The organism is Catenulispora pinisilvae (assembly GCF_015356865.1).
In the GTDB taxonomy this organism is placed as follows: Bacteria; Actinomycetota; Actinomycetes; order Streptomycetales; family Catenulisporaceae; genus Catenulispora; species Catenulispora pinisilvae.
On record NZ_JAAFZA010000039.1, the window covers coordinates 23,320 to 48,549 of the forward strand.

Genomic DNA, 25,230 nt, shown 5'->3' on the forward strand with positions numbered 1-25,230 from the left:
GGATGAAGGCGGATCTGCGGCCGGTGCCGGATTCGACGCCCGCGGTCGGGCTGCTGCGGCCGAGCGACCGCGCGTCGATCCGGCGGGACAACCTCGGCGTGGTGCTGCGGCTGCTGCGCGACGCCGGGCCGCGCTCGCGGGTCCGGATCGCCGCCGACACCGGGCTGCCCAAGCCGACCATCACCGGGCTGGTCGGTGAACTCGTGGCCCTGGGGTTGGCCTCGGAGGGGACGGTCGAGCGCGACGGATCCATCGGGCGTCCGGGGTTGTCAGTGCACTTAGACGGCCGCGACGTGTGCGGGGTCGGCGCGGAGATCAGCGCGGACTATGTCGGCGTGCTGGCGATGACGCTGCGCGGCGAGACGGTCTTCGAGCGGCGCGTGCCGGTCGCGGTCGCGGCCGCCGAGGTCGGATCAGTGCTCGACTTGCTCGCCGGCCTGATCACCGGATGCCTGGCCGACATCGCCGGCCGGGGCGTGCGACCGGCCGGGATCACGCTGGCCGTGCCCGGAGTCGTCGACGTCGCGGCCGGGCGGGTGGACTACGCGGCGAACCTGGGCTGGCGGGACGTGGACGTCCTGGCGGCGGTCGGGCGGCGCCTGGGCCCGGACGTGCCGGAGCTGCGGCTGGAGAACGACGCGAAGCTCGCCGCGGTCGCCGAATACCTGGCGATCGACGACGCCGACGTCCACGACCTGCTCTACGTCACCGGCGAGACCGGCATCGGCGGCGGCATCATCAGCGGCGGGCAGCTACTGCGCGGCGCGGCCGGGTTCGCCGGCGAGATCGGGCACATGCCGCTGGATCCCGAGCGCCGGCCGTGCGCCTGCGGGCGGCTCGGCTGCTGGGAGACGATGGTCGGTCTCAGTGCCCTGCTCCGGCTGGCCGCCGACCCCGGCGATCCGGTCCACGACCCCACGGTGGACGTCGAGCAGCGCCTGGCCGTTCTGATGGCCCGCGCGCTGGCCGGCGACGAGCGGACCCTGGCCGCCTTCGACCGGGTGGCGGCCGACCTGGGGCTGGGCATCGGCCTGCTGGCCGACGTCCTCAACCCGCGCGCCGTGATCCTCGGCGGCTACTTCACCCATGTCGGGGAGCTGATGCTGGACCGGATCCGCTCGGTGGTGCGCGAGCGGGTCATGGCCCCGGACGCCGGCGGCTGCCGGGTCGAGGTGTCCCGGCTCGGGTTCTCGGCACCGGCGCTGGGCGGTGCGCACTCGGCGTTGGAGCGGGTGTATCAGGATCCTGCCGCCAGGCCGTGATCGGGTCGGCTGCGACGCGGTGCGGGAGTCAGGCGGCCGAAATCCGATGGAGCGCCGCCGACTCCGGCACTAAGTTCGGCGGGTGCAAAGCGTCGATGTACTGTTCCTCCACGGATCGCCGGGCGCCGGAAAGACGACCCTGGCCCGGGCCGTCTCCGAAATCCTTCGGGCGGCCGGCCTGCCCCACGGAGTGATCGACCTGGACGAGATCTCCCTGGTGTTTCCGGGTCAAGATCATTCCTTCGCACGTGCGAACCTGAAGGCCATCTATCCCCATTACGCCGCGGTCCCCGGTCTCAGACTCCTGCTGTCCGGCGTCATCGAGGACGAGAAGGAGCTGGCGCTCCTGCGCGAAGCCGTGCCCGGCGCGAACCTCGCCGTGTGCGAGCTGACCGCGCCGGAGGCGATCCTCAAGCAGCGGGTGACGGCGCGCGAGCCGAACGAGTTCTGGCAGGAAGGCCTGCGCCGCTGGGTCGACGTCTTCCACGCGCGGACCGACCTCGACAAGATCCGGGACTTCCTCGTCTCCACACACGACAGGTCGCAGGAGGACTCAGCTCGCGAGATCATCGAAAAGGCCGGTTGGCTGGCCCGGCGGCAATAGCCTCAGGTCGGCGTCGAGGTCAGCGTCGAGGTCAGCGGCGATCAGGGTTCCTCGTCGTCGTAGACCCAGCTCGTCATTCCGAGCAGACCGAACTCCTGCCGCAGTCTCCCAAGCGCCCACTCGGTACCGGCGACTGCTTCTTGGAAGACGCCGACCTCACACGGGTTGGGACTTCTGCGGAGTTCGCTGTCATCGCCCACGCGGGCTTTGAACAGTCCCCATTCGGTGATGAACAGGTCCATACACCGGTCGGACTCGCGCGCACAACCGGCCCAGATCGGCCGGGCCAGGGTCCCCTTGGTGCGCGCGAGGATGTGGTTGATCTCCTCGTCGGCCGCGATCATCCGGGCGGCGAGCGCACGGCTTTGACCGAGGATGTGCGGGCGGCCCAGGATCTCGACGACGACGCTCCTCAGCGAATTCACCGGGTTCCTCTCAGTCCGTCAACGCACGACCGCACGGGCCAGGATAGAGGCGGGTGGGCTCGGCCGCCCGAGATGGCGTGGCCGCCCAGCTGGCGAGGAGCTTGAGCCGGTCTTCGGATGGGGTGCCGGGTTCGGCGGTGTAGGTGATCAGGTTGTGCACGGCTGGGCCGGACAGGGGTAGGTCCAGGGACTGGAAGGTCAGTTCCAGCTGGCCGACATCGGGGTGCTGGAGCCGTTTGCTGCCGTCGTGGCGGATCAGGACGTCGTGCGCGGCCCATACGCTGCGGAACTCGGGGCTGAGGGTGCACAGTTCGCCGACGAGTTCGCGTAGTGCCCGGTCGTGGGGCTCGCGCCCGGCTTCGGCGCGCAGCAGGGCGGCGGTGGCGTTGCCGGCGGCGTCCCAGTCGGCGAAGAAGTCCTGTGCGCCGGGGTCGAGGAAGATGTAGCGGGCGATGTTGGGGCGGCCGCGCTGGTCGGCGGTGGCGCTGTCGAACATCGGCGCGTGCAGGGCGCGGGCCAGGGCGTTGCTGGCGACGACGTCCGTGCGGCCGTCGCGGATGAACGCCGAGGACATCGTCATGGCGTCGAGCAGCCACTGGACCCGGGGCGGGACCTCGACGTCCCGGCGGCGCGAGGGCGTGCGGCTCTTGGGCCGCGATGACCGGGCCAGGTCGAACAGGTAGGTGCGTTCGTCGTCGTCCAGTCGCAGGGCGCGGGCGACCGCGGCCAGGACGTCTTCGGACACGCCGCCGATGTGGCCCTTCTCCAGCCGCGTGTACCACTCCGCGCTCACGCCGGCCAGGACGGCGACCTCCTCGCGCCGCAGCCCGGCGACCCGGCGGCGGGCGCTGGTCGGAAGACCGGCCTGCGCCGGGGTGATTCTGGCGCGCCGGCTGGCAAGGAAGTGCCGGATTTCGCCGCGGTTGCCGGGCTGCTGGTCCATGTCGTTCACGGTAGTCGCTGATCACGGCGCGAGGGGGGTTGAGGTCATACCCCCCATAAAGCGGACCTTCTCCGGTGGGTGCGATCGGGGTCTCCTGGGGATCTAACGTTGCGACACGATCCCGGTGAATGGAAGTAGGGAACATGACGAGCAAGACGTTGACCGCGCCGGCGGTGGCGCTGGGCACGTGGGCCTGGGGAGACAGCGGCCAGGTGGGCGACGGCTATTTCGGCAGTCAGCTGACCGCGTCCGGACTGCGAGAGGTCGTCGACAAGGCGCAATCGAACGGGTTCACCCTGTGGGACACCGCGGCGGTGTACGGCATGGGCCACTCGGAGACGGTCCTCGCTCAGGCGCTGAGGGGCCACGCCCGCGGCGAGTACCAGCTCTCGACGAAGTTCACCCCGCAGATCGCGGGCGACGGCGACGACCCGGTCGCGGACATGCTGGAGCAGAGCCTGGACCGGCTGGGCACGGACTATGTGGATCTGTACTGGATCCACAACCCTGCCGACGTGGCCCGTTGGACGCCGCTTCTGATTCCGCTGCTACGTAGCGGCAGGATCAGGCATGTCGGCGTCTCGAACCACAATATGAAGGAGATCGCTCTTGCCGATCAGATCCTCGGCGAGGCCGGCTTCCGTGTCGAGGCGGTCCAGAACCACTACAGCCTCCTGTACCGGAGCTCTGAGCGCGCGGGCATTCTCGATCACTGCCGCGAGCACGACGTGCGGTTCTTCTCCTACATGGTCCTCGAACAAGGGGCGCTGACCGGCAGGTACAGCCCGGCCCGTCCGCTGCCGGAGGGCAGCAGCCGGGCGGCCGTGTACAACGGCATCCTGCCCCAGCTACAGGCGCTGACGGACAGGATGGGAGCGATCGGCGAGGACCGAGGCGCCTCCGCCGCCGACGTCGCCACCGCCTGGGCCATCGCCAAGGGGACCACCCCGATCATCGGGGTCACGAAGGCCGGTTACATCGACGGGTTGGTCCGAGCTCACGGCATCGCGCTCACCGACGAGGAGATCGCGGAGTTGGAGGCGCTGGCGGACGCCGCGGACGTCGACACGCGCGGCAGCTGGGAGCACGACATGTAGCTAACCCGCGTGGCTCATCTCCTCGCGCACCGCGGCCGCGAACGCGTCGATGTCCGCCTCCGTGGTGTCGAACGAGCACATCCAGCGCACCTCGCCGGTGTGCTCGTTCCAGGTGTAGAAGCGGAAGCGCTTCTGGAGGCGCTCGGTGACGTCGCGCGGGAGGACCGCGAACACCGCGTTCGCCTGCACCCGCTGGGTGACGGTCACGCCCGGCACGTCGCGGACCGCCGTCGCGAGGCGCTGGGCCATCGCGTTGGCGTGCGAGGCGTTGCGCAGCCACAGGTCGCCGGAGAGCAGGGCCTCGAACTGGGCCGAGATGAAGCGCATCTTGGAGGCCAGCTGCATCGACATCTTGCGCAGGTACTGCACGCCGTGCGCGGCGTCGGGGTTGAGCACGACCACGCATTCGCCCAGCATCAGGCCGTTCTTGGTGCCGCCGAAGCTCAGGACGTCCACGCCGGCGTCGGTGGTGAACTCGCGGAACGGCCGGCCCAGGGTGGCGGCGGCGTTGGCCAGGCGCGAGCCGTCCAGGAACACCTTCATGCCGTGCTGGTGCGCGTGGTCGCAGATCGCCTTGATCTCCTCGGGGGTGTAGCAGGTCCCGAGTTCGGTGGACTGGGTGATGGCGACCACCAGCGGCTGCGCGCGGTGCTGGTCGCCCCAGCCCCAGGCGTGGGTGTCGATCAGCTCCGGGGTGAGCTTGCCGTCCGGGGTGTCCACGGTCAGCAGCTTCAGGCCGCCGATCTTCTCCGGGGCGCCGCACTCGTCGACGTTGATGTGCGCGGTGGCCGCGGTGATCACCGAGCCCCAGCGCTCGATCATCGAGTCCATCGCCACGACGTTGGCGCCGGTGCCGTTGAACACCGGGAAGGCCTCGGCGCGCGGGCCGAAGTGGCCCTGGAAGATCTCCTGGAGGTGCTCGGTGTAGACGTCCTCGCCGTAGGAGATCTGGTGACCGCCGTTGGCGACGGCGATCGCCTCCAGGATCTCCGGGTGGATCCCGGCGTAGTTGTCGCTGGCGAAGCCGCGGTAGTCCAAGTCGTGGCGACGGGTGATGGTCACGGGTGGTTCCTTATGAGTCAAAGACGGATTCAGGGCGCGAGGCGGACGCGGGTGCCGTTGACCTCGGCGGCCGGCTGCGCGAACAGCTTCACGATCTCGGCGGCCAGGTCGTCCACGTGGGTGTAGCCGGGGAACTTGCCCTCCGGCTTGGCTTCCTTCATGGCGTCGGTCAGCAGCGCCTTGACCACCAGCACCACCGCGGCCGCGTTGTCGCCGCCCTTCTTGAAGTTGTCGGCCAGCGCCAGGGTCCAGGCCTCGGCGGCGGCCTTGGCCGCGCCGTAGGCGGCGTTGCCGGCGGTCGGGGCGGAGGCCGCGGTCGCCGAGATCAGCACGAAGCGGCCGTCCCCGGCGGCGTCCAGGGCGTCGTGGAAGGCCAGCGAGGTGTGCTGCAGGGTCTGGACCAGCAGCTTGTGCAGCAGGTCCCAGTCCGCCAGCTTGGTCTCGCCGAAGCTCTTCGACCCGCGCCAGCCGCCGACCAGGTGGATCACGCCGTCCACCCGGCCGTAGTCCTTCAGCACGCCCTCGGCGAACGCCTTGGTCGCCTCCGCGTCGAGCAGGTCCACCACGGCCGGGACGGCGCGGCCCGGTCCGACGGCGACCGCCGCGGCCCGCTCGGCGTTCTCGGTCGTGGTGTCGATGCCGATGACGGTCGCCCCGGCCGCGGTCAGGGCCCGCACCACGGCGCCGCCGGCCCCGCCGCCGGCGCCGGCCACCACGACCACGGACTGGTTGTTAAGGCTCATGGTGCTGCTGTCTCCATTCGGACTTCCGCCTCGCGGATCAGTGTGCGGACAGGATATGGGGGCGGGCGCCGGGACGCCGGGGCGCCGAATCAGGCCGTGACGCCCCGGGTCGCCTCGATCACCGGCTTCAGCTTCTTGTTCAGGGCCTCATAGAACATCGACAACGGGAACTCGTCCGGCAGCACCGCGTCGACCAGGCCCTTCGGCGGGCCGTCCAGCGGCAGTGCGGCCGCGCCCTGGGCCCACACCGAGTTCGGGTTCGCGGCGACATATCCGGCGACCAGCTGGTAGGCGGCCATCCAGTGCGCGGGCTTGGGCCGGTCGATACCGTCCCGGTACAGCGTCTCCACCTCGGTGGCCAGCTCGATCACCGCGTCGGCGATCCGGGCCCAGTCCACGGCCAGCCGGTTGTCGGTCCAGTTGACCACGCCGTTGCGGTGCAGGTAGGCGAACAGCAGCTGACCGCCCAGGCCGTCGTAGTTGCGGACCCGGCCGCCGGTGATCGGGAAGCGGAAGATGCGGTCGAACAGGATCGTGTACTGGACCAGGCGGGCGTGCGAGGCGCCGGCGCCGCCTTCGCGCTCCATCCGCACCGCGGCGCGGAACGTCGTCAGGTCGCAGCGCAGCTCTTCCAGCGAGTACAGGAAGAACGGCATCCGCTGCTTGATCATGAACGGGTCGAACGGCAGGTCGCCGTGGCTGTGCGTGCGGTCGTGGATCAGGTCCCAGAGCACGAACACCTCCTGCGTCAGCCGCTGGTCCTCCAGCAGCCGCGCGGCGTCCGGCGGCAGCGACATCTTCAGGGTGGCCGCGGCGGCCGAGGTGACCATCCGGAACCGCGCGGCCTCGCGGTCCTGCATGATCGCGCCCCAGGTGAAAACCGGGGTCTCCCGGACCGCGACGGTCTCCGGGAACAGCACCGCGCTGTTGGTGTCGTAGCCGGCGGTGAAGGCGTCGGCTGCGACGAACTCGATCGGCACGAACTGCGGGTTCGGGTACTTGTCCCGCTCCAGCTCGGCGATCCAGTCCGGCCACACCGTGCGGATGATCAGCGCCTCGAAGTTGCGGTCCAGGTTGCCGTTCTGTGTGTACATCGGGAACACCACGAGGTGTTCGCGGCCGTCCTCGCGTTGCGCGGCCGGGTGGAACGCGCTCAGGGTGTCCAGGAAGTCCGGCACGCCGAAGCCGTCCTCGGCCCAGCGGCGCAGGTCCTTGCCGAAGGCGTCGAGGTAGTCGGCGTCGTGCGGGTACTCCGGCGCCAGGGACTGCACGGCGGCGCCGATCCGCTCGGCCAGGCGCTCGGCCTGCGCGCGGTCGTGACCGCCGGCCTCGAAGTCGATCGAGCCGTCCTTGGACTGCAACGGCCGCAGCTCCTCGATCGCCGCCTTCAGGTCGCCGAAGGCGGCCGAGGAGGCGACCGGGTGCGGCTCGGCGTCGGCCCCGGCGTGCTGCTTGGGCCGGCGCGAGGCCCAGGTGACGGCGTTGATCCAGAGCGCGCGGTGGTCGTAGTCGGCGATCGAGTCGTCGCCGAACATGTCGGAGTCGGCGAACACCGCGACCCGGCCCTTGCCGAACCGGACGCCGACGGCCAGCGGCCGGTCCGCGGGGTCGGCGGTGGGCGAGGAGTTCAGCAGCGGCAGGATGTCGGCGTCCTGGGCGGTGAACAGGGTGCCGGAGCGGTAGAAGCAGACCTCGGCGATACCGGCCAGCACGTCCTCCGGCTCGACCCGGCTCTCCGGCAGGGCGGCCCGCTCGGCCAGCACCCAGCGGGCGTTGCCGTGGTGCCGGCGCGCGGCGTCCTGCACCGTGAAGTGGTCCATGCCCACGCCGAACCGGCCGAGCAGCGCGGCCAGGTTCGAGCCGGTGTCCTGCTCGCTGTCGGCCAGCAGCACCAGACCGCCGCCGGCGGCCACGTAGGACTGCAGGACGTCCAGTTCGGCCGCGGCGAACACCGGGCTGCCGACGCCGGTGGTGCGCTCGCGGGCCGGATCGGCCGGGTGCGCGATCACCAGGACGTCAGAGCCGGCCAGGGCTTCGGGGGCGAACAGGCCGTCGCGGAAGGCGTGGACCTCGTAGCCCCGGCCGCGCAGGAGATCGGCGGCATGCGTGTACCCGGCGTCGGCCGGATTCACGGGATTCATGGCCAGAGCCCTGGCCGGATCGATGGTCCAGGCCTCGCTGTGCGCCTCGTCGAACAAGACTCGCAGGATTCCCGTGTGCTGCTGCCGCATGTGTCACCTCGCCTGATCGTCGGATGAGTAGTGGAAGAAATAGTGTACGACTACTCTACCGATGAAAATCCTTCGGATTCAATCCTTGATCGCCGGATTACCTTGCGTTCGTCGCGGGTAACGGGGCCGCCCGGGTTCGGCGCCCGAGACGAGGGTGCCCCGGACCAGCAGTATGGTCCGGGGCACCCTCGCGGGCAGATCGTGAGCGGCCGATCAGTCGTCAACCACGGTCAGGACGATCTTGCCGCTGGCCCGATTGGTCTCGCCGAGTTCGTGCGCCTTGGCGGCCTCGGCCAACGGCAGCGTGGTGTCGATCACCGGGCGCAGCCGGCCGTCCGCCACCAGGGCGCGGATCGCGGTCAGGCCGCCGAGGTCCGGCTCGACCAGCAGGAAGTCGGAGGTCACCCCGCGCTCGGCGGCGCGCGCCTTCATCGCGGCGTCGACGTTGTAGTTCAGCGCGACCAGCGTGCCGCCGGAGTTCAGGGTGCGCAGCGAGCGATCGAAGTAGTCGCCGCCGATCGCGTCGATGACGACGTCGACCCCGCTCACCGCCTCGGCGAAGTCCACCTCCCGGTAGTCGATCACCTCCTCGGCCCCCAGTCCGCGCACGAAATCGTGCTTGGCGGCGCTGGCGGTGCCGATGACATGCGCGCCGAGCGCCTTGGCGATCTGCACCGCGAGGTGGCCGACGCCGCCGGCCGCGGCGTGGATGAGTACCTTCTGACCCGGCTGCACGTCCGCGAAGTCGTGCAGCGCCTGGTAGGCGGTGAGCGAGGCCAGCGGCAGCGCGGCGGCCTGGACGTGGGTCAGGCCTTCGGGCTTGCGGGCGAAGTGGCGGGCCGGGGCGGTGACGTACTCGCTGTAGCCGCCGGCGAAAGCCGGGAACAGCGGCATGCCGAAGACCTCGTCGCCGGGCTGGAAGAGCGTGACGCCGCCGCCCACCGCCTCGACCACCCCGGAGACGTCCCAGCCGAGGATGACGCCCTCCTCGATGGCGCCGCGGCGGCCCGCCCAGCCGTTGGCGCGGGTCTTCCAGTCGGTCGGGTTGATGGCCGCGGCGTGGACCCGGACCAGCACTTCGGTGAGGCCGGGCTGGGGCTTGGGGACGCGGATCTCCTTGAGCACGCCGGCCGGGCCGGGCTCGGCGGCGACGATGGCGCGCATGGTCGGCGTGGAATTCGAGGGCTGGGTGGAATTCGAAGGCTGGGTGGAATTCGAAGGCTGGTCGGTCATAGCTCCACGGTCCCGGACCGGGCCCGGTCTCGACAGTGGCCCGATGGCCAACATGTGAAAGAATCAGGCCATGGCCAGTTCCTGCTCCCCGCGTCAGTCCGACTCGCCGCCGCACTCCGGCCCGCCGCGACACCGCGTCGTCGTCCTCGCGCTCGACGGCGTGATCCCGTTCGACCTCGGTATCCCGGCCCGGCTGTTCGGCGCCGCGGCGGATCCGGACGGGCAGCCCCTGTACGACGTGGTGACCTGCGGGTTGTCGGCCGGACCGGTGACGACCACCGAGGACTACCAGCTCTATGTCGAGCACGGCGCGGAGGCGCTGGCCACCGCCGACACGGTGATCGTGCCGCCGGCCTACCCGATCGTGGACGAGATCGCCGACGGCGCCGCGCTGGCACCGGAGCTGGCGGCGGCGCTGGCCGGTATCCGTCCGGGAGCGCGCAAGGTCGCGCTGTGCACCGGCGCCTACGTCTTCGCCGCCGCGGGCCTGCTCGACGGCCGCATGGTGACGACGCACTGGAATCAGGCCGAGCACATGGAGGAGCAGTTCCCGGCGCTGTCCGTGGACCCGAATGTGCTGTTCATCGACGACGGCGACATCCTCACCTCCGCCGGCGTGGCCGCCGCGATCGACCTGTGCCTGCACCTGATCCGCACCGACCACGGCAGCTCGGTGGCGAACTTCGCGGCCCGGGCCTGCGTGGTGCCGCCCTCGCGCGATGGCGGGCAGGCGCAGTACATCGAGCGTCCGGTGCCCGCCCCGACCGCGACCGGGACCGGGCCGGCGCGCGCCTGGGCGCTGGAGCGGCTGCACGAGCCGCTGGCGTTGCAGGATCTGGCCGGGCAGGCCCGGATGAGTATCAGGACCTTCACTCGCCAGTTCCGCACCGAGACCGGGCAGAGCCCGGGGCAGTGGCTGACGCGGCAGCGCGTGGATCTGGCGAGGCATCTGCTGGAGGCGACGGATCTGCCGATCGACCGGGTCGCGGAGCGGGCCGGGTTCGGGACGGCCACGTCGATGCGTCAGCATCTGCGGGCTTCGGTGGGGGTGTCGCCGCAGGCGTATCGGCGGACGTTCGCGCGGGTGTAAAACCGCTCGCGGGGCGGGGATCTTCGGGGAAGTCTTGCGGTATGACCACACCGGAGTTCGTCCCGGGCTTGGAGCTGTCGCGGCGCTTCTACCGCGAGGCCGTGCTGCCGATCCTCGACGCGGAGATCGGCGGGCTGCCGCACGCCGCCGCTCGGCTCGGCAGCGGTTCGGAGGTGCTCGGGTTCGACACGGCGCGATCGGCGGATCACGAGTGGGGTCCGCGCTTGCAGTTGTTCCTCGCCCCCGAGGATGTGGCGCGTCACCGCGACCGGCTGGTTTCAGCCTTCGCCCATCAGCTCCCGAAGACCTTCCTCGGCTACCCGACGCACTTCGAGCCGACCGGGGAGGCCGCTGACATCGGATTCATGCAGGTCACCGACGGGCCGGTGCGCCACCGGGTGGAGGTCGCGGACGTGGACGGGTGGCTGACCGGGTGGCTGGGCTTCACGCCGGCCGGCGGGGTGTCGACGGCCGACTGGCTGGCCACGCCGACGCAGCGGCTGCTGGAGGTGGCCTCGGGTGCGGTCTTCCATGACGGGCTCGGGCAGCTCACCGACCGTCGCGAACACCTGGCGTGGTACCCGGGTGATGTGTGGCGGTACGTGCTGGCGTGCCAGTGGAAGCGGATCTCCCAGGAAGAGGCGTTCGTCGGGCGGTGCGGGGAGGTCGGCGACGAACTCGGGTCGGCGGTGGTCGCCGCCCGGCTGGTCCGGGACGTGATGCGGCTGGTCTTGGTGATGGAGCGGCGGTATCCGCCTTACAGCAAGTGGCTCGGGTCGGCGTTCGCGCGGACCACGGCGGCGGCGGTGCTCACCCCGCAGCTGACCGGGGCGCTCGCGGCATCGGATTGGAAGACGCGCGAGCAGCATCTGGTGCGGGTCTACGAGCAGGTGGCGGGGCTGCACAACGGCCTCGGGCTCACCGAGCCGGTCGATCCCCGCACCCGGCCCTACTTCGAGCGGCCGTTCCAGGTCATCGGGGCCGATCGGTTCGCCAATGCCCTGATTCAGACTATTGCGAGCGCGGATATCCGGGCCCTGCCTCAGACCGGGGCGATCGACCAGTTCGCCGACAGCACCGACTTCCTGGGGCGCGCGGAGTTCACCCGCGGCGCCGTCGCCGTGGCGCTCGGCGGCGCTTAACACCCGCGCGCCGCCGACTGCCGGCTGCCGACTCACAAGCGGAACCGCCGCAACCGGAACCGCCACCAGCTGCCGCTACTCCCCCGCGCTCCCCCGCCCATGCCAGGACTCCCACAGCCCGGCGTAAGCGCCGCCGGTCGCGACCAGCTCCTCGTGGCTCCCCAACTCGGCGATCATGCCGTCCTCGACCACCGCGACCCGGTCCGCGTCGTGCGCGGTGTGCAGCCGGTGCGCGATGGCGATCACCGTCCGGCCCTCCAGCACCGCCGCGAGCGAGCGTTCCAGGTGCCGCGCGGCGCGGGGGTCGATCAGCGAGGTCGCCTCGTCGAGCACCAGCGTGTGCGGGTCGGCCAGGACCAGCCGCGCCAGCGCCAGCTGCTGCGCCTGAGCCGGCGACAGGGTCTGTCCCTCGGCGCCGATCGCCGTATGGAGGCCCTCGGGCAGCGCCTCGGCCCAGGCCAGCGCGTCCACCGCGGCCAGGGCGTCGCGGACCTCGGCCTCGGTGGCCTGCGGGCGGGGCAGCACCACGTTCTCGCGCACGGTGCCGGCGAACACGTGGTGTTCCTGGTTCACCAGCGCCACTTGGCCGCGCAGATCCGCGAGCGGCAGTTCCACCAGCGGGACGCCGCCGACCGCCACCGAGCCCGCGCTGGGGCCGTGGATGCCGGCCAGCAGGCGGCCCAGGGTGGACTTGCCCGCGCCGGAGGGGCCGACCATGGCCAGGCGTTCGCCGGCGCGCAGGGACAGGTCCACGCCGTGCAGGACTTCGCGGCCCGGGATGTAGGAGTAGCGCACGTCGCGGGCCAGCAGGTCCTCGCCCTCGGGCCGTTCGCCGGAGGCCTGGCGGTCGGCCGGGACGCCGGCCACGCCGAGCAGCCGGGCCAGCGACGCGCCGCCCACCTGGAGCTGGTCGGCCCAGGCCAGCATGTCGTCGATCGGGCCCATGATCTGCTGCATGTACAAGGTGGCAGCGGTGACCTGGCCGAGGCTGAACCAGCCGTGGATGTAGCCCAGGCCGCCGAACAGCAGGGTCAGCGCCACCGGCACGATGTAGCAGGACTCTGCTGTGGGCCAGAACCCGCAGCGCAGGCGCAGGGTGTAGCGCTCGGCCGCGAACTGGGCCCGGATGTCGTCGTCGGTGCGCTCGATCCGCTGCCGCTGCCGGCCCAGGGCCTCCACGGTGCGGGCGCCGTCCACGGTCTCGGCCAGGCCGTCGGTCAGGTCCGCGTAACGCGCGCTCTCGGCGAGGTAGCCGGCCGGCGCGCGCTTGAGATACCAGCGGAACACCGCCGCGATCGGCGGCACGATGACCAGCAGCGGCAGCACCGCCCACGGGCTGACCAGGGCCAGGGCGCCGATGGTGAGCAGCACGGTGACGATGGCGACCAGCGTGGTGGGCAGGCCGTAGCGGGCGGCCATGCTCAGGCTGTCCACGTCCCGCGAGGACCGCGACAACAGATCGCCGCTGCCGGCCCGCTCCACCACGGACAGCGGCAGCTCCAGCACCCGGGACACGAAGTTCTCGCGCAGCTCGGCGAGCACGCCCTCGCCGAACTTGCCGGCCGCCAGCCGCGCGTAGCGGGTCAGCACGGTCTGAAGCACGAGGAAGAGCGCGATCAGGCCGACGATCGTGTTCACGTGCCCCGCGGTGGTGCCGTGCTGCACGCCGTCGATCAGCGAACCGAGCAGCCGCGGCCCGAACAGCCCGGCCACCGCGGCCAGCGCGAACAGGCCGATGGTCAGCACCAGGTCGCGGCGGCGCTTGCGGGCGATCTGGCCGGCGTAGCGGCGCACCTCGGGGTAGGTCGCCACCGGCAGCGCCTCACGGCCGGCGGACGTGGGCGCCGAAGGCGGAGTGGGAGACAGCGCCATCTCAGTCCTCTTCCCTGGTCACGGTGGCCCGGTAGGCGGGCACGTTCGCCAGCAGTTCGCGGTGCCGGCCCTCGGCCGCGGCCCGGCCGCCGGCCAGGAACACCACGCGCTCGGCCCGGTCGAGCATCAGGGGGCTGGTGGTGAACACCACGGTGGTGCGGCCGGCGCGGGCTGTGGCCAGCCGCTCGGCGATGCGCGCCTCGGTATGGGCGTCCACGGCGCTGGTCGGCTCGACCAGCAGCAGCACCTCGGGGTCGGCGAGCAGCGCGCGGGCCAGGCGCAGCCGCTGCTGCTGGCCGCCGGAGAAGGAGCGGCCGCGTTCGGCGACTACGGCGTCCAGGCCCTCGGGCAGGGCCTCGATGATGTCCTCGGCCGCGGCGGTGTGCAGCGCCGAGGCGAGGGCGGCATCGGTATCGGCGACACCGGGACCGGCCAGTTCGTCGGCCAGCCGCCCGGCGAACAGCCGCGCGTCGTTGTCGGCCACGAGGACCCGCTGCCGCACCTGGTTCAGGGGGAGCGTTTCCAGCGGCGTGCCGTCCAGCGTGACCCCTTCGGCGGCCCGGTAGCGGCCCAGCCGATCGGCCAGCTCCATCGCCTCGGCGGAGTCCGCGGCGGCCACCGCGGTGAACGAGCCGGGCTTGAGGCGCAGGCCCGAGTGCTCGTCGGCGAGCGCGCCGGTGCCCTCGGCGTCCGCGGCGTCATTGGCCGAGCTCAAGCTCGGGCCCGAGCCCTCGGCGAGCGGATGCCGGAGCGCCAGCACCCGGACCACCTTGCCGGCCGCCACGTGCGCCCGCAGGAACCGGCCCCAGGCCTCGGTTATGGTCTGCAACGGCACCACCAGGAACGCGGCGTAGCCGTAGAACGCCACCAGCTGCCCGGCGGTGATCTCGTGGGACAGCGCCAGCCGGGCCGCGAGCCAGGTCACGCCGACCACGAACAGCCCGGGCAGCAGCACCTGCGCCGAGTCCAGCACCGACTCCACCCGGGCCACGCGGACGCCGGCGAAGCGCAGCGACTGGGACTGGGTCCGGTAGCGGTCGGCGAACTCCGGCTCGCCGCCGATGCCGCGCAGCACCCGCAGCCCGGCCACGATGTCGTTGGCCCGGCCGGTCAGCTTGCCCTGCAACGCGCGCACCTCGCTCTGGCGCCGGTGCATGGGCTTCAGGAGCGGGCCGACCAGCGCCATGATCAGCGGCACGCCGATCAGCACCGTGAGCCCGATCCGCAGCTCGGAGCGCAGCAGCAGCACGGCCACCACCACGATGGACACCACCGCGCCGACGAACCGCGCGCTGACGTCCATCGTGGCGCCGATGCTGGAGGCGTCGGCGGTGCCGATGGCCACCACGTCGCCGGTGCCGATCCGGCCGGGCAGGGTGGCGCCGAGCTCGGTGGCGCGCTCGGCGGTGAGCTGCACGGTGCGGTAGCCGGCGGCCAGCCAGTTGGTGACCGCGCACCGGTGCCGCAGGATCCCGGCCAGGCCGGTCAGGCAGCCCAGCCCGAACACCACCAGCGACCAGCGCCACAGCTCGCGGGAGTCCTTCGCGCTCACCCCGGCGTCGATGGCCTTGCCGATCGCGGCCGGCATCAGCGCCTGGCTGAGCATCCACACCACGCCCCAGAAGGCGCCGAGCGTCATGCTCGTCCACTGCTTGCGGACGAGCCAGAACAAGTACCGGGTCGCCGATCTGGTGTCGGGGAGACCGGGGTCCGGTTCGGGGAGGCGCCGCATGATCGCCACGGTAATAGGCGCTCCCGGGAGCAGCCACTGGTTTTAGAGGGCGGAAAGCGACAATTCGCAGCGCGCTGAACGCATATGGCGGCGGAGCCGCGTGGCCTGTGAGCGGCGCCTGGCGTCGCCAGAAGGCCCTTCCCGGCTCCCCGACTCCTACAGCTGGACGTTGCAGGCGTTGAGCGTGCCGGCGCCATCCGTGCCGGCCCAGAAGATCGCTAGTGCGTCGAGGAGCGGCCGGTAGAGCAGCGTGGGCGCGGCGATGCTGGTCTCAGGCAGGGTGTACACGGCGCCGATCGGGTCTGTGCCGTTCCGGATCGCGTCCGGGTTCACCGGCGCGACATTGAGTTCTCCCGCGCCGTCGATCCCGGTCCAGGCGATGCACAGCGGGCCCCCCGGGTAGGCCTGCTCGATCGAGGAGGGTCCGAATCCGCTGCTCTGCGCCGACTTGACCACCGCCGCGGGCAACGGAAAGCCCTGTTTCACCAGGGCGAAGGTGAGGGCGCCGTCCGAGGCGGTCCAGGCCCACAGCGTTTCGCCGTCATCGGTGTTGCGCGCCTGCGCCGGTCCCCGGGCGTCGAAGATGAACTCCGAGGTGCCGGGCGCGCCGAAGACCAGATCCCCGGTCTCCTCGATGAGGACGGACCGGCTGTTCTGGTCCAGGACGCCGAGCTGGTTGACGTCGCTGTGGCCGGCGCCGGTCCAGACCGGCCCGGACGTGGCCGACACGCTGCCGCCGGCCACCAGGGCACGGCCGACGATGTGGCCGGTGAGCTGCCAGGCGCTGGTGTCCACGCCGAGGTCGGCGACGTTGAGCGAGTGCGCGCCGTTGATTCCGGCCCAGGCGAGCTGGGCCGTGTAGCCGGTTGTCAGGGTTCTGCTCAGAGCCGGTGCGTGGTCCGATGAGTCCGCGAGGACCGTCGATCGCAGTGCCGTCCCCGCCAGACCGCCGGCCGAGCCGGTCACGTTCGCGACCGTCAGGTTCCGGCTGTTCTGATTGCCGCGCCAGGCGATGATCAGGTTGCCGGCGAGCTCGGCGACGGCCGGTCCGGCCGTGCTCGTCGCGTCCCACCAGGTGACTTTGTTCGATACCGATGACATGGCTTCCCCCTGGTTCCCCACCATCACACCGCCGGGGCGGGCTGTCCAGGAGGGATTGCCCGGTGAAGCAGATATCTGAGACCGCGGCCGGCTGGCGGTTCCGTATACCGCAATCGTCGCTCTTCGCCCTCTTAGCCGTGCAAACCGCCCCATCACCACCGGCGGTAATCGAACACGTTATTCGAGGCTTGACTCAGGTCCCCGGCTCCCGGTTGGATGAGCCCAGCCATGGCGCCACCCGTGGCGCCACCTGCGGTCGCACCATCACAGCACACACCTTGCAAACCGTCCGCCCATACCCTGTCAGCCTTGTCGCGAGGGGCCGTCTTGAGGATCACGCGCAGGCTCGGCGTCCTGGTCGCCGTCCCGCTCGCCGCGGTGTCCGGCTTCGGCGCCGTGGCGTTGACCGCCTCCGCCGGGCAGGCCTGGCGCAGTGAGCGGCTGTGGTCCCTGATGCACACCTCGGACGCCGCCGGGAAGCTGTTGTGCCGGCTACAGGACGAGCGCACCGCGATGGCGCTGTTGCTGACCTCCCGCCCGGCCCAGATGTCCCCGGACGTCCAGGGCCGGATCGCCGGCGCCGACGCGGCGCTGACCGTCTACCGGCAGCAGATCCGGTCGATGCCGCGGATCTCCCCGGGGACCCGCAATCTGCTCTCCCGCATCGACATGGACCTGGCCCAGCTGACCACGCTGCGCGCGCAGATCAAGGCGCAGGCCGCGCCGGCGCTGTCCACGGTGGTGTTCCAGTACCGCATCGCGATCGCCGACCTGGACCAGCTGCGGACCTCGGTGATCGGCGACGGCGGCGCCTCGCAGCCGGTCGCCACCCGGTTGCAGGCCGCGGACCTGCTGTATCAGGCCTCTGAGGCGACCGGCCAGGAGGAGTCGGACGTGCTGCGGGCGGCGGTCGGGCTGCCGCTGACCCCGGCCGCGTTCGCCGCGATCGCGCACGACCGGCAGTCCTACAGCGACGCGATGGAGGCCTTCGACGACCAGGCCCCGCCCGGTTGGAGCGAGCGTCCGGACCAGGCGATGACCAGCTCGGCGATCCTGACGGCGCAGCAGTTCGAGGACCAGATATCCCGGCTGTCCCCCGGCGATCTGCTGGATCCGGACAAGAACCTGTGGGTGCAGACCATGAGCGCCCGGCGGACCGCGCTGGACTCGGTCCGCGAGGAGATGGACCTGGCCACGATGTCCGCGGTGGCCCGGCTGCGGGACCGGGCCGAGCACATCGCCGAGGTGGAGGCCGCGGCGGTGGCCGGCACCGCGCTGCTGGTGGTGCTGATCAGCCTGCGGCTGGGCCGACCGATGATCAGGGGCCTGCGACAGCTGCGGGACGCCGCGAACGCCGTCGCCTTCCAGGCCCTGCCGGCCGCGGTCGAGGAGTTGCGCACCACCGAGTCGCTGACCGGACTCACCCCCGAGGAGTTCGCCGACCACGCCGGCGACGCGCTGCCGCTGGGCACCGGCCGGGGCGACGCACGAGGCGCGAACGACCCGAAGGACGAATTGGCGGCGGTCGCGCGGGCCTTCAACTCGGTCCACCGCGAAGCTCTGCGCACCGCCGCCGAACAAGTGCTGCTGCGCGCCGGCGTGGGCGCCACCTTCGTGGCCCTGGCCCGTCGCGGCGAGCGCCTGACCGGCGCGCTGACCAGCGAACTGGACCGGGCCGAGCGCTCCGAGCAGGACCCGGACCGGCTGGCCCGGCTGTTCGTGCTGGACCACCTGGCGGCGCGGATGGCCCGGAACAACGAGAGCCTGCTGGTGCTCGGCGGCGAGGGCTCCTCGCGGGTGCGCGAGCGGGCCGTGACGATGCTAGACGTGGTCCGGGCCGCGCTGGGCCGAATCGAGCGGTACACGCGGGTGGATCTGGACAGCGTCGACTCCGCGATCGTCATCGCCCCGCACGCCGTGGACCACCTGGTGCATCTGTGTGCTGAGTTGCTGGACAACGCCACCGCCTTCTCCGCGCCGGACAGCCGGGTGAGCGTCGAGGGCCACCGGATGACCGACCGGGTGATCATCCAGATCGCCGACCGGGGCCTGGGCATGACGCCGGACCGGCGCGCGGAGCTGAACGCCCAGTTGGCCGCGCCGCGGCAGGTGGACAGCTCGACGGTGCGGGCGATGGGCCTGACCGTGGTCGCGCACCTGGCCGCCTGGTACGGAGTCGAGGTCCAGCTGCGGGCCCGGCCCGGCGGCGGGACGGTGGCCGAGGTGGGGCTGCCGTGGACGGTGGTCTCCGAGCACACTGGTTCTGGGCTAGCCGATGGTGGCCTTCCGGCCGATCCGGCGTGGGCTGAGGCGGACGCCGAGGCCGAGGCGGACTGGCCGGAGCTCCCGTTTCCGGACATGGAACCGGACGATGCGCGAGCCGACGCCGAAGACGAGCCGGTCACCGGTCTGGAGCAGACCGTCTCGGGGACCGTCCCCGGACCCTTCTCAGGACCGGCAGAAGCCATCACGCCGATCGTGGTCGCCGCCAACGGAAGCGGCCACGTCAATGGTCTGCTTCAGGCCGACGGCGGCGGCCGAGTCAACGGCGACGCCGCGCCGGACCCCGCGGCAGCCGTAGAATCACAGGACACTGCCAACGCCACGACCCTGAACGGCCTGCCCGTCCGCCGTCCCAAGGAGCACCTGCCGGCCAAGGCCCGGCGGAACCCGGCGCCGCAGGCGCCGGCCCCGTCCCCAGCATCCGCACCGACCGGCGAGCCCGGCAGCCACCCCGAGCCCGCGCAGAGCAAGCCCCGCATCGACCGGGACCCCGAACACGTCGCGGCCACCATGGCCGCCTACGCGCGCGGGCTGACCGGCCGCAGCGGGCCGAAATCGCAGTGACGCACACCCTCACGCCGTCCCCTAGCCCCACAGGAACCCTCTTCCATGAACGAACCCGCACCTGATCTGCACGGCAGTCTCGACTGGCTGCTCAACGACTTCGCCCACGGCACGCCCGGGGTCCGGCACGCGCTGGCGGTCTCCGCCGACGGCATCGTGGTGGCCACCTCGCGGGACCTGGACGAGGAGCAGGGCGAGCAGCTGGCCGCGGTGGCCGCCGGCCTGGTCAGCCTGCTGGCCGGCGCCGCGCGGCTGCTGGACTCCGAGCCGGTGCGCAACAACCTGACCGAACTCGGGGACGGTTTCCTGTTCTCGATGGCGGTCAGCGACGGCGCCTCACTGCTGGTCTACACCGAGCGCGAGTGCGACGTCGGACAGGTCACCTACGCCATGGCCGAGCTGATCAACCAGGTCGGGGACTCGCTGACGCCCACCGCGCGAGCCCGGATGCTCTCCGACGGACACCGGCCGGGGGCGCGCTGATGGCGGCGCCCACGATCGCGGCGAAGATCGTCGTCGCCGGCGGCTTCGGGGTCGGGAAGACCACGCTGGTCGGCGCGGTCTCCGAGATCCAGCCGCTGACCACCGAGGCCGAGATGACGCAGGCCGGCATGGGGCTTGACGACGTCCACCTGATACCGGCCAAACGCAGCACCACGGTGGCGATGGACTTCGGCCGCATCACCATCGCCGAGGACCTGATCCTGTACCTGTTCGGCACGCCGGGCCAGGAGCGCTTCTGGTTCTTCTGGGAGGAGCTGTCCCGCGGCGCCCTCGGCGCGGTGGTGCTGGCCGACGTGCGCCGGCTCGGCGACGCCTTCGCGGTCATCGACTTCTTCGAGGACCGCCGGATCCCGCACGTGATAGCGGTGAACCAGTTCGACGGCGCGCAGGTGTACGGGCACGAGGAACTGCGGCAGGCGCTGGCCCTGGAGGACGACACCCCGCTGCTGATCTGCGACGCCCGGCGCCGGGACTCGGCCAAGGGGGTGCTGGTGACGCTGCTGGAGCACGCGATCACCCAGCAGCGGACGCGCGAGGACTTGTCGGCCGAGGACCGGATGAACTGATGGCCGCGGCCCGGTTCGGCGCCCGTCAGGGCCCTGAGTTCAGCCGCCACCGCCCGCCGTACGGCCGGCGGGCCTTCGCGGCGCTGCTGCTGGCCGCCGCCACGGCCGCCACCGCCGGCTGCGGGTTCGGCGGCGGGTTCGGCGCCGTCGCCTACGGCGACCCCGAGGGCCGCCCGGACAGCCGCACGCCGATCCCGGTGGGGCTGCTGCTGGCCTCCTCCGGGCCCAACGGCCCGGCCGGCAGCGACGTCCGGGACGGGTTCCAGCTCTACGTCGCGCAGCACGGCGGGCGCCTGGGCGGGCGCCCGGCCCGGGTGACGGTCTCCGACGAGGGCCCGGACCCCGAGACCACCGCGACCGCGATGGCCTCGATGCTGTCGCACGGCGCGCAGGCGATCGTCGGCCCGATCGACTACGCCGGCTACGAGGGCGTGGCACCGCTGGCCGACGCCGCGCACGTGCCGCTGGTCGGCGTGGTGCCGCAGCCGGACGTGGCCGACATCAGCTACATCTGGAACGTGGCGTTCCTGTCCACCGAGCCGGGCACCGCGATCGCGCCGTTCATCAACGCGCACGTGAAGACCCCGGTCTTCGCGATCGGCGGCAACTACCCCGGCGAATGGGAGCAGGTGCGCGGGTTCACCGACGCCTTCACCGCGATCGGCGGCAGACTGGCCAACCCGCAGGGCCAGGCGACGTTCACCCCGGCCTCCGGCACCACCGACTTCACGCCGTATCTGTCGGCCATCAAGGACTCCGGCGCGAAGGCGGTGTACTGCGCGTTCACCGGCGCCGAGGCGGTGCGCTTCGTGCAGCAGTACGCGCGCTCGGCGGTGAAGGACGTGCCGCTGTACGCGGTCGGCCTGGTCACCGACGGGCCGCAGCTGTTGCAGGAGGGGTCGGCGGCCACGAACATCACCTCGGTGCTGAACTACTCCCCCGACGTCGACACCGCGGCCAACCGCACGTTCGTGTCGGCCTGGGCCGCCGGGCACGACGGCCAGGAGCCCAGCGACTACGCGCTGACCGGCTACGACGCCGCGGCACTGCTGGACCAGGCGGTGGCCACGGCCGGGCCGAACGCCGGGGCCGAGGCGATCAACGCGGCGATCGGGTCGCTGGGGCGGATCGACAGCCCGCGGGGGGCTTGGCAGCTGGCCTCCACGACGCACGCGCCGATCCAGAAGTGGTATCTGCGGCGGGTGCAGGTGGACGGGACGTCGCTGGCGAATGTGGAGATCGAGGAGCTGGCGACACTGCCGGATTGATCGGCGGTGTACGCGCCGGTGGTCGGCCGCCGCGAGCTGTCGAGCGCGTCCCCTTTATGCTGGCAGGGTTCTTATTTTAGGGGGCTGAGATGGTCGGCGGGATCCGGATCGGCGTGGTCGGCGGAAGCATCGCCGGATGCGCCGGGGCACTGGCCGCGGCGCGAGCGGCACCGGATGCGTCGATAGTCGTCTTCGAACGCTCCTCGGGTGAGCTGCGTGAGCGCGGAGTCGGGATCGGGATCCAGCAGGAGCGGTTCCGCGAACTGGCCGAGGCCGGGTTCCTGGATCCCTCGCTGCCGTCGACGACCAACACGGCCCGGCAGTGGTACGCGCAGGACAAGCCCGGCTCGGACTCCGGGCTCGGCAAGCTGATCGCCGCGCATCCCTTCCCGTTCCAGGCCTACAACTGGGGCCACCTGTACCGGTTGCTGCATGATCGGCTGCCGTCACATGTCGACTACCGCGAAGACACGCGCGTCGTCTCGGCGGCCGCGAACGAATCCGGCGCCTCGGCGACGCTGGCCGACGGCAGCGTCGAACACTTCGATCTGCTCCTCGGCGCCGACGGCTACCGCTCGGTGGTCCGCGAAGCCATGTTCCCCGGCGTCGTCCCCGACTACGCGGGCTACCTGTGCTGGCGCGGCATATCAGACTACGCACAGGTCGAGAAGCTGCTGCCGCCGGAGGCGTTCTTCACGATCGGCTTCCCGCACGGACACCTGGTCTCGTACCCGATCCCCGCCGACGACGGCCGCGTGCTCTACAACTGGGTGCTGTACTCGACGATCCCGCCGGACCTGGCCGACCTGCGCACCGCGACGAGCATCCCGCCCGGCGCCGTCTCGGACACCCTGCTGGACTTCATGGACGCCCTGCTCACCCGCGAACTCCCGCCGATCTGGGCCGAGACCGTCCGCGCAACGGCGCGCGAAGACGTCTTCATCCAGCCCATCTACGACTTCGAAGCCCCCGCGCACGCCAAGCACCGCATGCTCCTACTCGGCGACGCGGGCGCCGTCAGCCGCCCGCACGCCGGCGCCGGCGCGGTGAAGGCGATGCAGGACGCGGCCACCCTCCTGCGGCTGTGGCCCACCGCCTCCGGCCTCGACGACCTCGCGACTCGCTACGACGCGGCCCGCCGCCCCGCCGACCACGCCGTCGTCGCCCTGGCCCGCCGCATCGGCCAGGCCCAGGTGCTGGACGCGGTGGACTGGGCGGCGTTCGAGCAGGAGACGTTCATGCCCTGGCTCACCGCGCAGATGGAGCTGCCGGACGGGACGGAGATAGGCGGCCGGGAGCTGTGAGGCACACCGCGATTGTGAGGCGCACCGCAGTAAGGCGCACCGCAGTGAGGCGTACCGCTATGCGGTAGCCGAGCCTCAAGGACTCGTCACCACCTGCCCCGCGTAAGACAGGTTCCCGCCGAACCCGAACAGCAGCACCGGCGCCCCGGCCGGGATCTCCCGCCGCTCGACCAGCTTCGCCAGCGCTATCGGGATCGAGGCGGCGGAGGTGTTGCCGGATTCGATGACGTCCTTGGCGACCACCGCGTTGACCGCGCCGAGCTTGGCCGCCAGCGGTTCGATGATGCGCAGGTTGGCCTGGTGGAAGACGACGCCGGCCAGGTCTTCCGGGGCGATCCCGGCCCGGTCGCAGACCTGGCGCGCCACGGCCGGCAGTTCGGTGGTGGTCCAGCGGAAGACCGTCTGTCCTTCTTGGGAGAAGCGGTTCGGGCTGCCCTCGATCACCACCGCGCGGCCGCGTTCGGGGACCGAACCCCACAGCACGGGGCTGATGCCGGGCTCGTCGGCGGCGGTCACGACCGCGGCGCCGGCCCCGTCGCCGACCAGGACGCAGGTGCCGCGGTCGGTCCAGTCGGTGACCCGGCTCATGAAGTCGGCGCCGATGACCAGGGCGGTGCGGGCCTGGCCGCAGCGGATGGCCTGGTCGGCCAGCGCCAGGGCGTGCGGAAAGCCGGAGCAGACCACGTTGACGTCGATGGTGGCCGGTGCCTTCAGGCCCAGGCGGGCGGCCACCCGGGCCGCGGTGTTGGGGCTGGCCGCGCCGGCGGTGCTGGTGGCGACCAGGACCAGGTCCACGTCGGCGGCCTCGGTGCCGGCCCCGGCCAGCGCCTTGGCGGCGGCCGCGGCGGCGAACTCGTCCACGGTCTGCCCGGGCTCGGCGATCCGGCGGGTGCGGACTCCGACCCGGCTGGTGATCCACTCATCGCTGGTGTCGACCATCTCCGCCAGGTCGGCGTTGGTCACGACACGATCGGGTTGGCTGTGGCCGAGGGCGGCGATCCGGGAACCGGGCACGCGACGCTCCTTGTCTGCTCGCGGGACGGTTGTTCCCTACTGATCCTCGCGTGCTGAGATCGGCCACCCCGGTCACGGAAGCTCCAAGCGCTTCGTGTCGGCTCTGGCGGGTTCCCCCATAGGCACGCCAAGAAGCGGCGAGAAGCCCGGCACCCCGCGCCGCAAAGCGCGAGGTGCCGGGCTTGCCGGGCCTACGTTGCAGGCTTATGCGGCCTATGCGTATTCCGGCGTCATCACCGCGGCCAGCCGCAGGTGTTTCCCGGCCTCGTCGCCGAGCCCCTGCCGGGTCAGCGTCCGACCGAGCATCAGCCGAGCATACGAGTCAGCCGGATGGTCGTCGAGCGTCGCCTCCAGCACCTTCCTGGCCCGCCCCAACTGCGCGGACGCGAAGTACGCCGAGGCCGCCACCCGACGGATGTTCGGGTCCTGACCGTGCTCGGCCAGCAGCGGCTCCAGCAGCACCAGCGCGCCGAGCGGATCGGACAGCGCGACCAGTGCCTCGGCCCAGCGCAGCCGCTCGACCTCGGGCGGCAGGTCGAGCGCCCGGCCGGCCGCGCCGGAGCCGGCGGAGTCGGCGGAGTCGCCGGAGTAGCTGGAGCCATCGGGGTCACCGGAGCCATCGGCGTCGCCGGCCTCGCGCAGGAACTCGCCGATCGTCGCCGGGGACATCGCGAACTCCAGCAGCTCGCCCCTGACGGCCAGCGTCGGCGAGATCGTGATCCCGCGTGCCTTGCCGATCAGCAGCAGCTCGCGCAGCCGCGCCCGCCCGGCGTCCGAAGCCAGCGCCGCCCCGCCGCCGGGGAACCCGGCACGCTCCGCGACCGCCGCCAGCTCGGCCCGGTCCCGCACGTCATGCGAGGCCAGCAGCTCGGCGGCGACCCGGCCCTGCAACGCCGCGCCGCCGTGCTCCTCGGCGAGCACCAGCAGCCGCAGCGCGTCGCGCGCGGCGTCGGGATCGGCGGGCTCGGTCAGCAGCGGACGCCACACGATCTCGGCGTCGACGCCGGTCCCGGCCAAAGCCACGCGCAGCCGCTCGGCCGCGACGTGGGTCCACGGGTTGGCGACGTCGGCCCACATCTCAATTCGCATAGCGAACTAAACAGCGGCCGAGGCGGGATTCATTCCCGGCGCGGAGCGGCCGCGGCCTGAGCACGCTTTCCCGGTCTGGGCAAGTCCCAACGCCATCAGCC

General features: G+C 71.8%; 21 protein-coding genes. 10 read left to right on the forward strand and 11 right to left on the reverse strand.

The window, feature by feature from the left end:
- Positions 1-2: 2 nt before the first annotated feature.
- Both IZR01_RS13490 and IZR01_RS13495 read left to right on the forward strand, forming a co-directional pair.
- On the forward strand, positions 3-1,262 hold the full coding sequence (locus tag IZR01_RS13490; protein WP_194892575.1) for an ROK family protein: 1,260 nt from the start codon (positions 3-5) through the stop codon (positions 1,260-1,262).
- An 82-nt stretch (positions 1,263-1,344) separates the two neighbouring features.
- A complete protein-coding gene (locus IZR01_RS13495) occupies positions 1,345-1,866 on the forward strand; it encodes a P-loop nucleotide/nucleoside kinase family protein (RefSeq protein ID WP_194924009.1) in 522 nt (173 codons plus the stop codon).
- 41 nt (positions 1,867-1,907) lie between these two features.
- Here IZR01_RS13495 and IZR01_RS13500 read toward each other — a convergent pair whose 3' ends face one another.
- Complete coding sequence (locus tag IZR01_RS13500) at positions 1,908-2,291, reverse strand: hypothetical protein (RefSeq protein ID WP_194924010.1); 384 nt, start codon at positions 2,289-2,291, stop codon at positions 1,908-1,910.
- Positions 2,292-2,301: 10 nt separating this feature from the next.
- A complete protein-coding gene (locus IZR01_RS13505) occupies positions 2,302-3,234 on the reverse strand; it encodes a helix-turn-helix transcriptional regulator (protein WP_194924011.1) in 933 nt (310 codons plus the stop codon).
- 143 nt (positions 3,235-3,377) lie between these two features.
- Between IZR01_RS13505 and IZR01_RS13510 the strand changes: the two genes are divergently transcribed.
- The gene (locus tag IZR01_RS13510) at positions 3,378-4,331 is read left to right on the forward strand and encodes an aldo/keto reductase (protein WP_194892571.1); all 954 of its coding nucleotides are present in this window, start codon (positions 3,378-3,380) and stop codon (positions 4,329-4,331) included.
- On the opposite strand, the gene IZR01_RS13515 is transcribed toward IZR01_RS13510, so the two are convergent.
- From IZR01_RS13515 to IZR01_RS13530, 4 genes are all read right to left on the reverse strand, one after another.
- Positions 4,332-5,393 (reverse strand): threonine aldolase family protein, encoded by a 1,062-nt coding sequence (locus IZR01_RS13515; protein ID WP_194892570.1) that lies wholly within the window; start codon positions 5,391-5,393, stop codon positions 4,332-4,334. It lies immediately after the preceding gene.
- Between the two features lie 29 nt (positions 5,394-5,422).
- Positions 5,423-6,136: an SDR family oxidoreductase gene (locus IZR01_RS13520; protein ID WP_194892569.1), complete on the reverse strand. Its 714-nt coding sequence runs from the start codon at positions 6,134-6,136 to the stop codon at positions 5,423-5,425.
- An 89-nt stretch (positions 6,137-6,225) separates the two neighbouring features.
- Positions 6,226-8,367, reverse strand: coding sequence for a DUF6421 family protein (locus IZR01_RS13525; protein WP_194924012.1), 2,142 nt, complete (start codon positions 8,365-8,367; stop codon positions 6,226-6,228).
- A gap of 213 nt (positions 8,368-8,580) precedes the next feature.
- The gene (locus IZR01_RS13530) at positions 8,581-9,531 is read right to left on the reverse strand and encodes an NADP-dependent oxidoreductase (protein WP_194924030.1); all 951 of its coding nucleotides are present in this window, start codon (positions 9,529-9,531) and stop codon (positions 8,581-8,583) included.
- A 139-nt stretch (positions 9,532-9,670) separates the two neighbouring features.
- On the opposite strand from IZR01_RS13530, the gene IZR01_RS13535 reads away from it, so the two are divergent.
- Both IZR01_RS13535 and IZR01_RS13540 read left to right on the forward strand, forming a co-directional pair.
- Positions 9,671-10,690, forward strand: a complete 1,020-nt coding sequence (locus tag IZR01_RS13535) for a GlxA family transcriptional regulator (protein ID WP_194892567.1) — start codon at positions 9,671-9,673, stop codon at positions 10,688-10,690.
- Positions 10,691-10,731: 41 nt separating this feature from the next.
- A complete protein-coding gene (locus IZR01_RS13540) occupies positions 10,732-11,832 on the forward strand; it encodes a DUF4037 domain-containing protein (protein WP_194924013.1) in 1,101 nt (366 codons plus the stop codon).
- A gap of 75 nt (positions 11,833-11,907) precedes the next feature.
- On the opposite strand, the gene IZR01_RS13545 is transcribed toward IZR01_RS13540, so the two are convergent.
- The 3 genes from IZR01_RS13545 to IZR01_RS13555 form a co-directional block, all read right to left on the reverse strand.
- Positions 11,908-13,704 carry an ABC transporter ATP-binding protein gene (locus IZR01_RS13545; RefSeq protein ID WP_194924014.1) on the reverse strand — a complete coding sequence of 599 codons (1,797 nt, stop codon included), beginning with the start codon at positions 13,702-13,704 and terminating at the stop codon, positions 11,908-11,910.
- A gap of 1 nt (position 13,705) precedes the next feature.
- Positions 13,706-15,436 carry an ABC transporter transmembrane domain-containing protein gene (locus IZR01_RS13550; protein WP_194924015.1) on the reverse strand — a complete coding sequence of 577 codons (1,731 nt, stop codon included), beginning with the start codon at positions 15,434-15,436 and terminating at the stop codon, positions 13,706-13,708.
- Between the two features lie 156 nt (positions 15,437-15,592).
- A complete protein-coding gene (locus IZR01_RS13555; protein WP_194924016.1) occupies positions 15,593-16,537 on the reverse strand; it encodes a hypothetical protein in 945 nt (314 codons plus the stop codon).
- A gap of 327 nt (positions 16,538-16,864) precedes the next feature.
- Between IZR01_RS13555 and IZR01_RS13560 the strand changes: the two genes are divergently transcribed.
- From IZR01_RS13560 to IZR01_RS13580, 5 genes are all read left to right on the forward strand, one after another.
- Positions 16,865-19,384: a sensor histidine kinase gene (locus IZR01_RS13560; protein ID WP_194924017.1), complete on the forward strand. Its 2,520-nt coding sequence runs from the start codon at positions 16,865-16,867 to the stop codon at positions 19,382-19,384.
- A 45-nt stretch (positions 19,385-19,429) separates the two neighbouring features.
- Positions 19,430-19,867, forward strand: coding sequence for a roadblock/LC7 domain-containing protein (locus IZR01_RS13565; protein ID WP_194892561.1), 438 nt, complete (start codon positions 19,430-19,432; stop codon positions 19,865-19,867).
- Positions 19,867-20,454: a GTP-binding protein gene (locus tag IZR01_RS13570; protein ID WP_194892560.1), complete on the forward strand. Its 588-nt coding sequence runs from the start codon at positions 19,867-19,869 to the stop codon at positions 20,452-20,454. The genes IZR01_RS13565 and IZR01_RS13570 overlap by 1 nt, the downstream gene beginning before the upstream one ends.
- Positions 20,454-21,722: an ABC transporter substrate-binding protein gene (locus IZR01_RS13575; protein ID WP_194892559.1), complete on the forward strand. Its 1,269-nt coding sequence runs from the start codon at positions 20,454-20,456 to the stop codon at positions 21,720-21,722. The genes IZR01_RS13570 and IZR01_RS13575 overlap by 1 nt, the downstream gene beginning before the upstream one ends.
- An 89-nt stretch (positions 21,723-21,811) precedes the next feature.
- On the forward strand, positions 21,812-23,026 hold the full coding sequence (locus IZR01_RS13580; RefSeq protein WP_194924018.1) for an FAD-dependent monooxygenase: 1,215 nt from the start codon (positions 21,812-21,814) through the stop codon (positions 23,024-23,026).
- 75 nt (positions 23,027-23,101) lie between these two features.
- Here IZR01_RS13580 and IZR01_RS13585 read toward each other — a convergent pair whose 3' ends face one another.
- Positions 23,102-24,040, reverse strand: coding sequence for a beta-ketoacyl-ACP synthase III (locus IZR01_RS13585; protein WP_194892557.1), 939 nt, complete (start codon positions 24,038-24,040; stop codon positions 23,102-23,104).
- A gap of 213 nt (positions 24,041-24,253) precedes the next feature.
- The gene (locus tag IZR01_RS13590; RefSeq protein WP_267254806.1) at positions 24,254-25,117 is read right to left on the reverse strand and encodes a tetratricopeptide repeat protein; all 864 of its coding nucleotides are present in this window, start codon (positions 25,115-25,117) and stop codon (positions 24,254-24,256) included.
- Between the last annotated feature and the right edge of the window lie 113 nt (positions 25,118-25,230).

Bases quoted from the DNA above. Each gene is read 5' to 3' on its own strand.
- IZR01_RS13490 (WP_194892575.1), top strand. From the start codon at position 3: ATGAAGGCGGATCTGCGGCCGGTGCCGGATTCGACGCCCGCGGTCGGG.
- IZR01_RS13505 (WP_194924011.1), bottom strand. From the start codon at position 3,234: ATGGACCAGCAGCCCGGCAACCGCGGCGAAATCCGGCACTTCCTTGCC.
- IZR01_RS13510 (WP_194892571.1), top strand. From the start codon at position 3,378: ATGACGAGCAAGACGTTGACCGCGCCGGCGGTGGCGCTGGGCACGTGG.
- IZR01_RS13520 (WP_194892569.1), bottom strand. From the start codon at position 6,136: ATGAGCCTTAACAACCAGTCCGTGGTCGTGGTGGCCGGCGCCGGCGGC.
- IZR01_RS13525 (WP_194924012.1), bottom strand. From the start codon at position 8,367: ATGCGGCAGCAGCACACGGGAATCCTGCGAGTCTTGTTCGACGAGGCG.
- IZR01_RS13530 (WP_194924030.1), bottom strand. From the start codon at position 9,531: ATGCGCGCCATCGTCGCCGCCGAGCCCGGCCCGGCCGGCGTGCTCAAG.
- IZR01_RS13535 (WP_194892567.1), top strand. From the start codon at position 9,671: ATGGCCAGTTCCTGCTCCCCGCGTCAGTCCGACTCGCCGCCGCACTCC.
- IZR01_RS13540 (WP_194924013.1), top strand. From the start codon at position 10,732: ATGACCACACCGGAGTTCGTCCCGGGCTTGGAGCTGTCGCGGCGCTTC.
- IZR01_RS13545 (WP_194924014.1), bottom strand. From the start codon at position 13,704: ATGGCGCTGTCTCCCACTCCGCCTTCGGCGCCCACGTCCGCCGGCCGT.
- IZR01_RS13550 (WP_194924015.1), bottom strand. From the start codon at position 15,436: ATGCGGCGCCTCCCCGAACCGGACCCCGGTCTCCCCGACACCAGATCG.
- IZR01_RS13555 (WP_194924016.1), bottom strand. From the start codon at position 16,537: ATGTCATCGGTATCGAACAAAGTCACCTGGTGGGACGCGACGAGCACG.
- IZR01_RS13565 (WP_194892561.1), top strand. From the start codon at position 19,430: ATGAACGAACCCGCACCTGATCTGCACGGCAGTCTCGACTGGCTGCTC.
- IZR01_RS13570 (WP_194892560.1), top strand. From the start codon at position 19,867: ATGGCGGCGCCCACGATCGCGGCGAAGATCGTCGTCGCCGGCGGCTTC.
- IZR01_RS13575 (WP_194892559.1), top strand. From the start codon at position 20,454: ATGGCCGCGGCCCGGTTCGGCGCCCGTCAGGGCCCTGAGTTCAGCCGC.
- IZR01_RS13580 (WP_194924018.1), top strand. From the start codon at position 21,812: ATGGTCGGCGGGATCCGGATCGGCGTGGTCGGCGGAAGCATCGCCGGA.
- IZR01_RS13590 (WP_267254806.1), bottom strand. From the start codon at position 25,117: ATGTGGGCCGACGTCGCCAACCCGTGGACCCACGTCGCGGCCGAGCGG.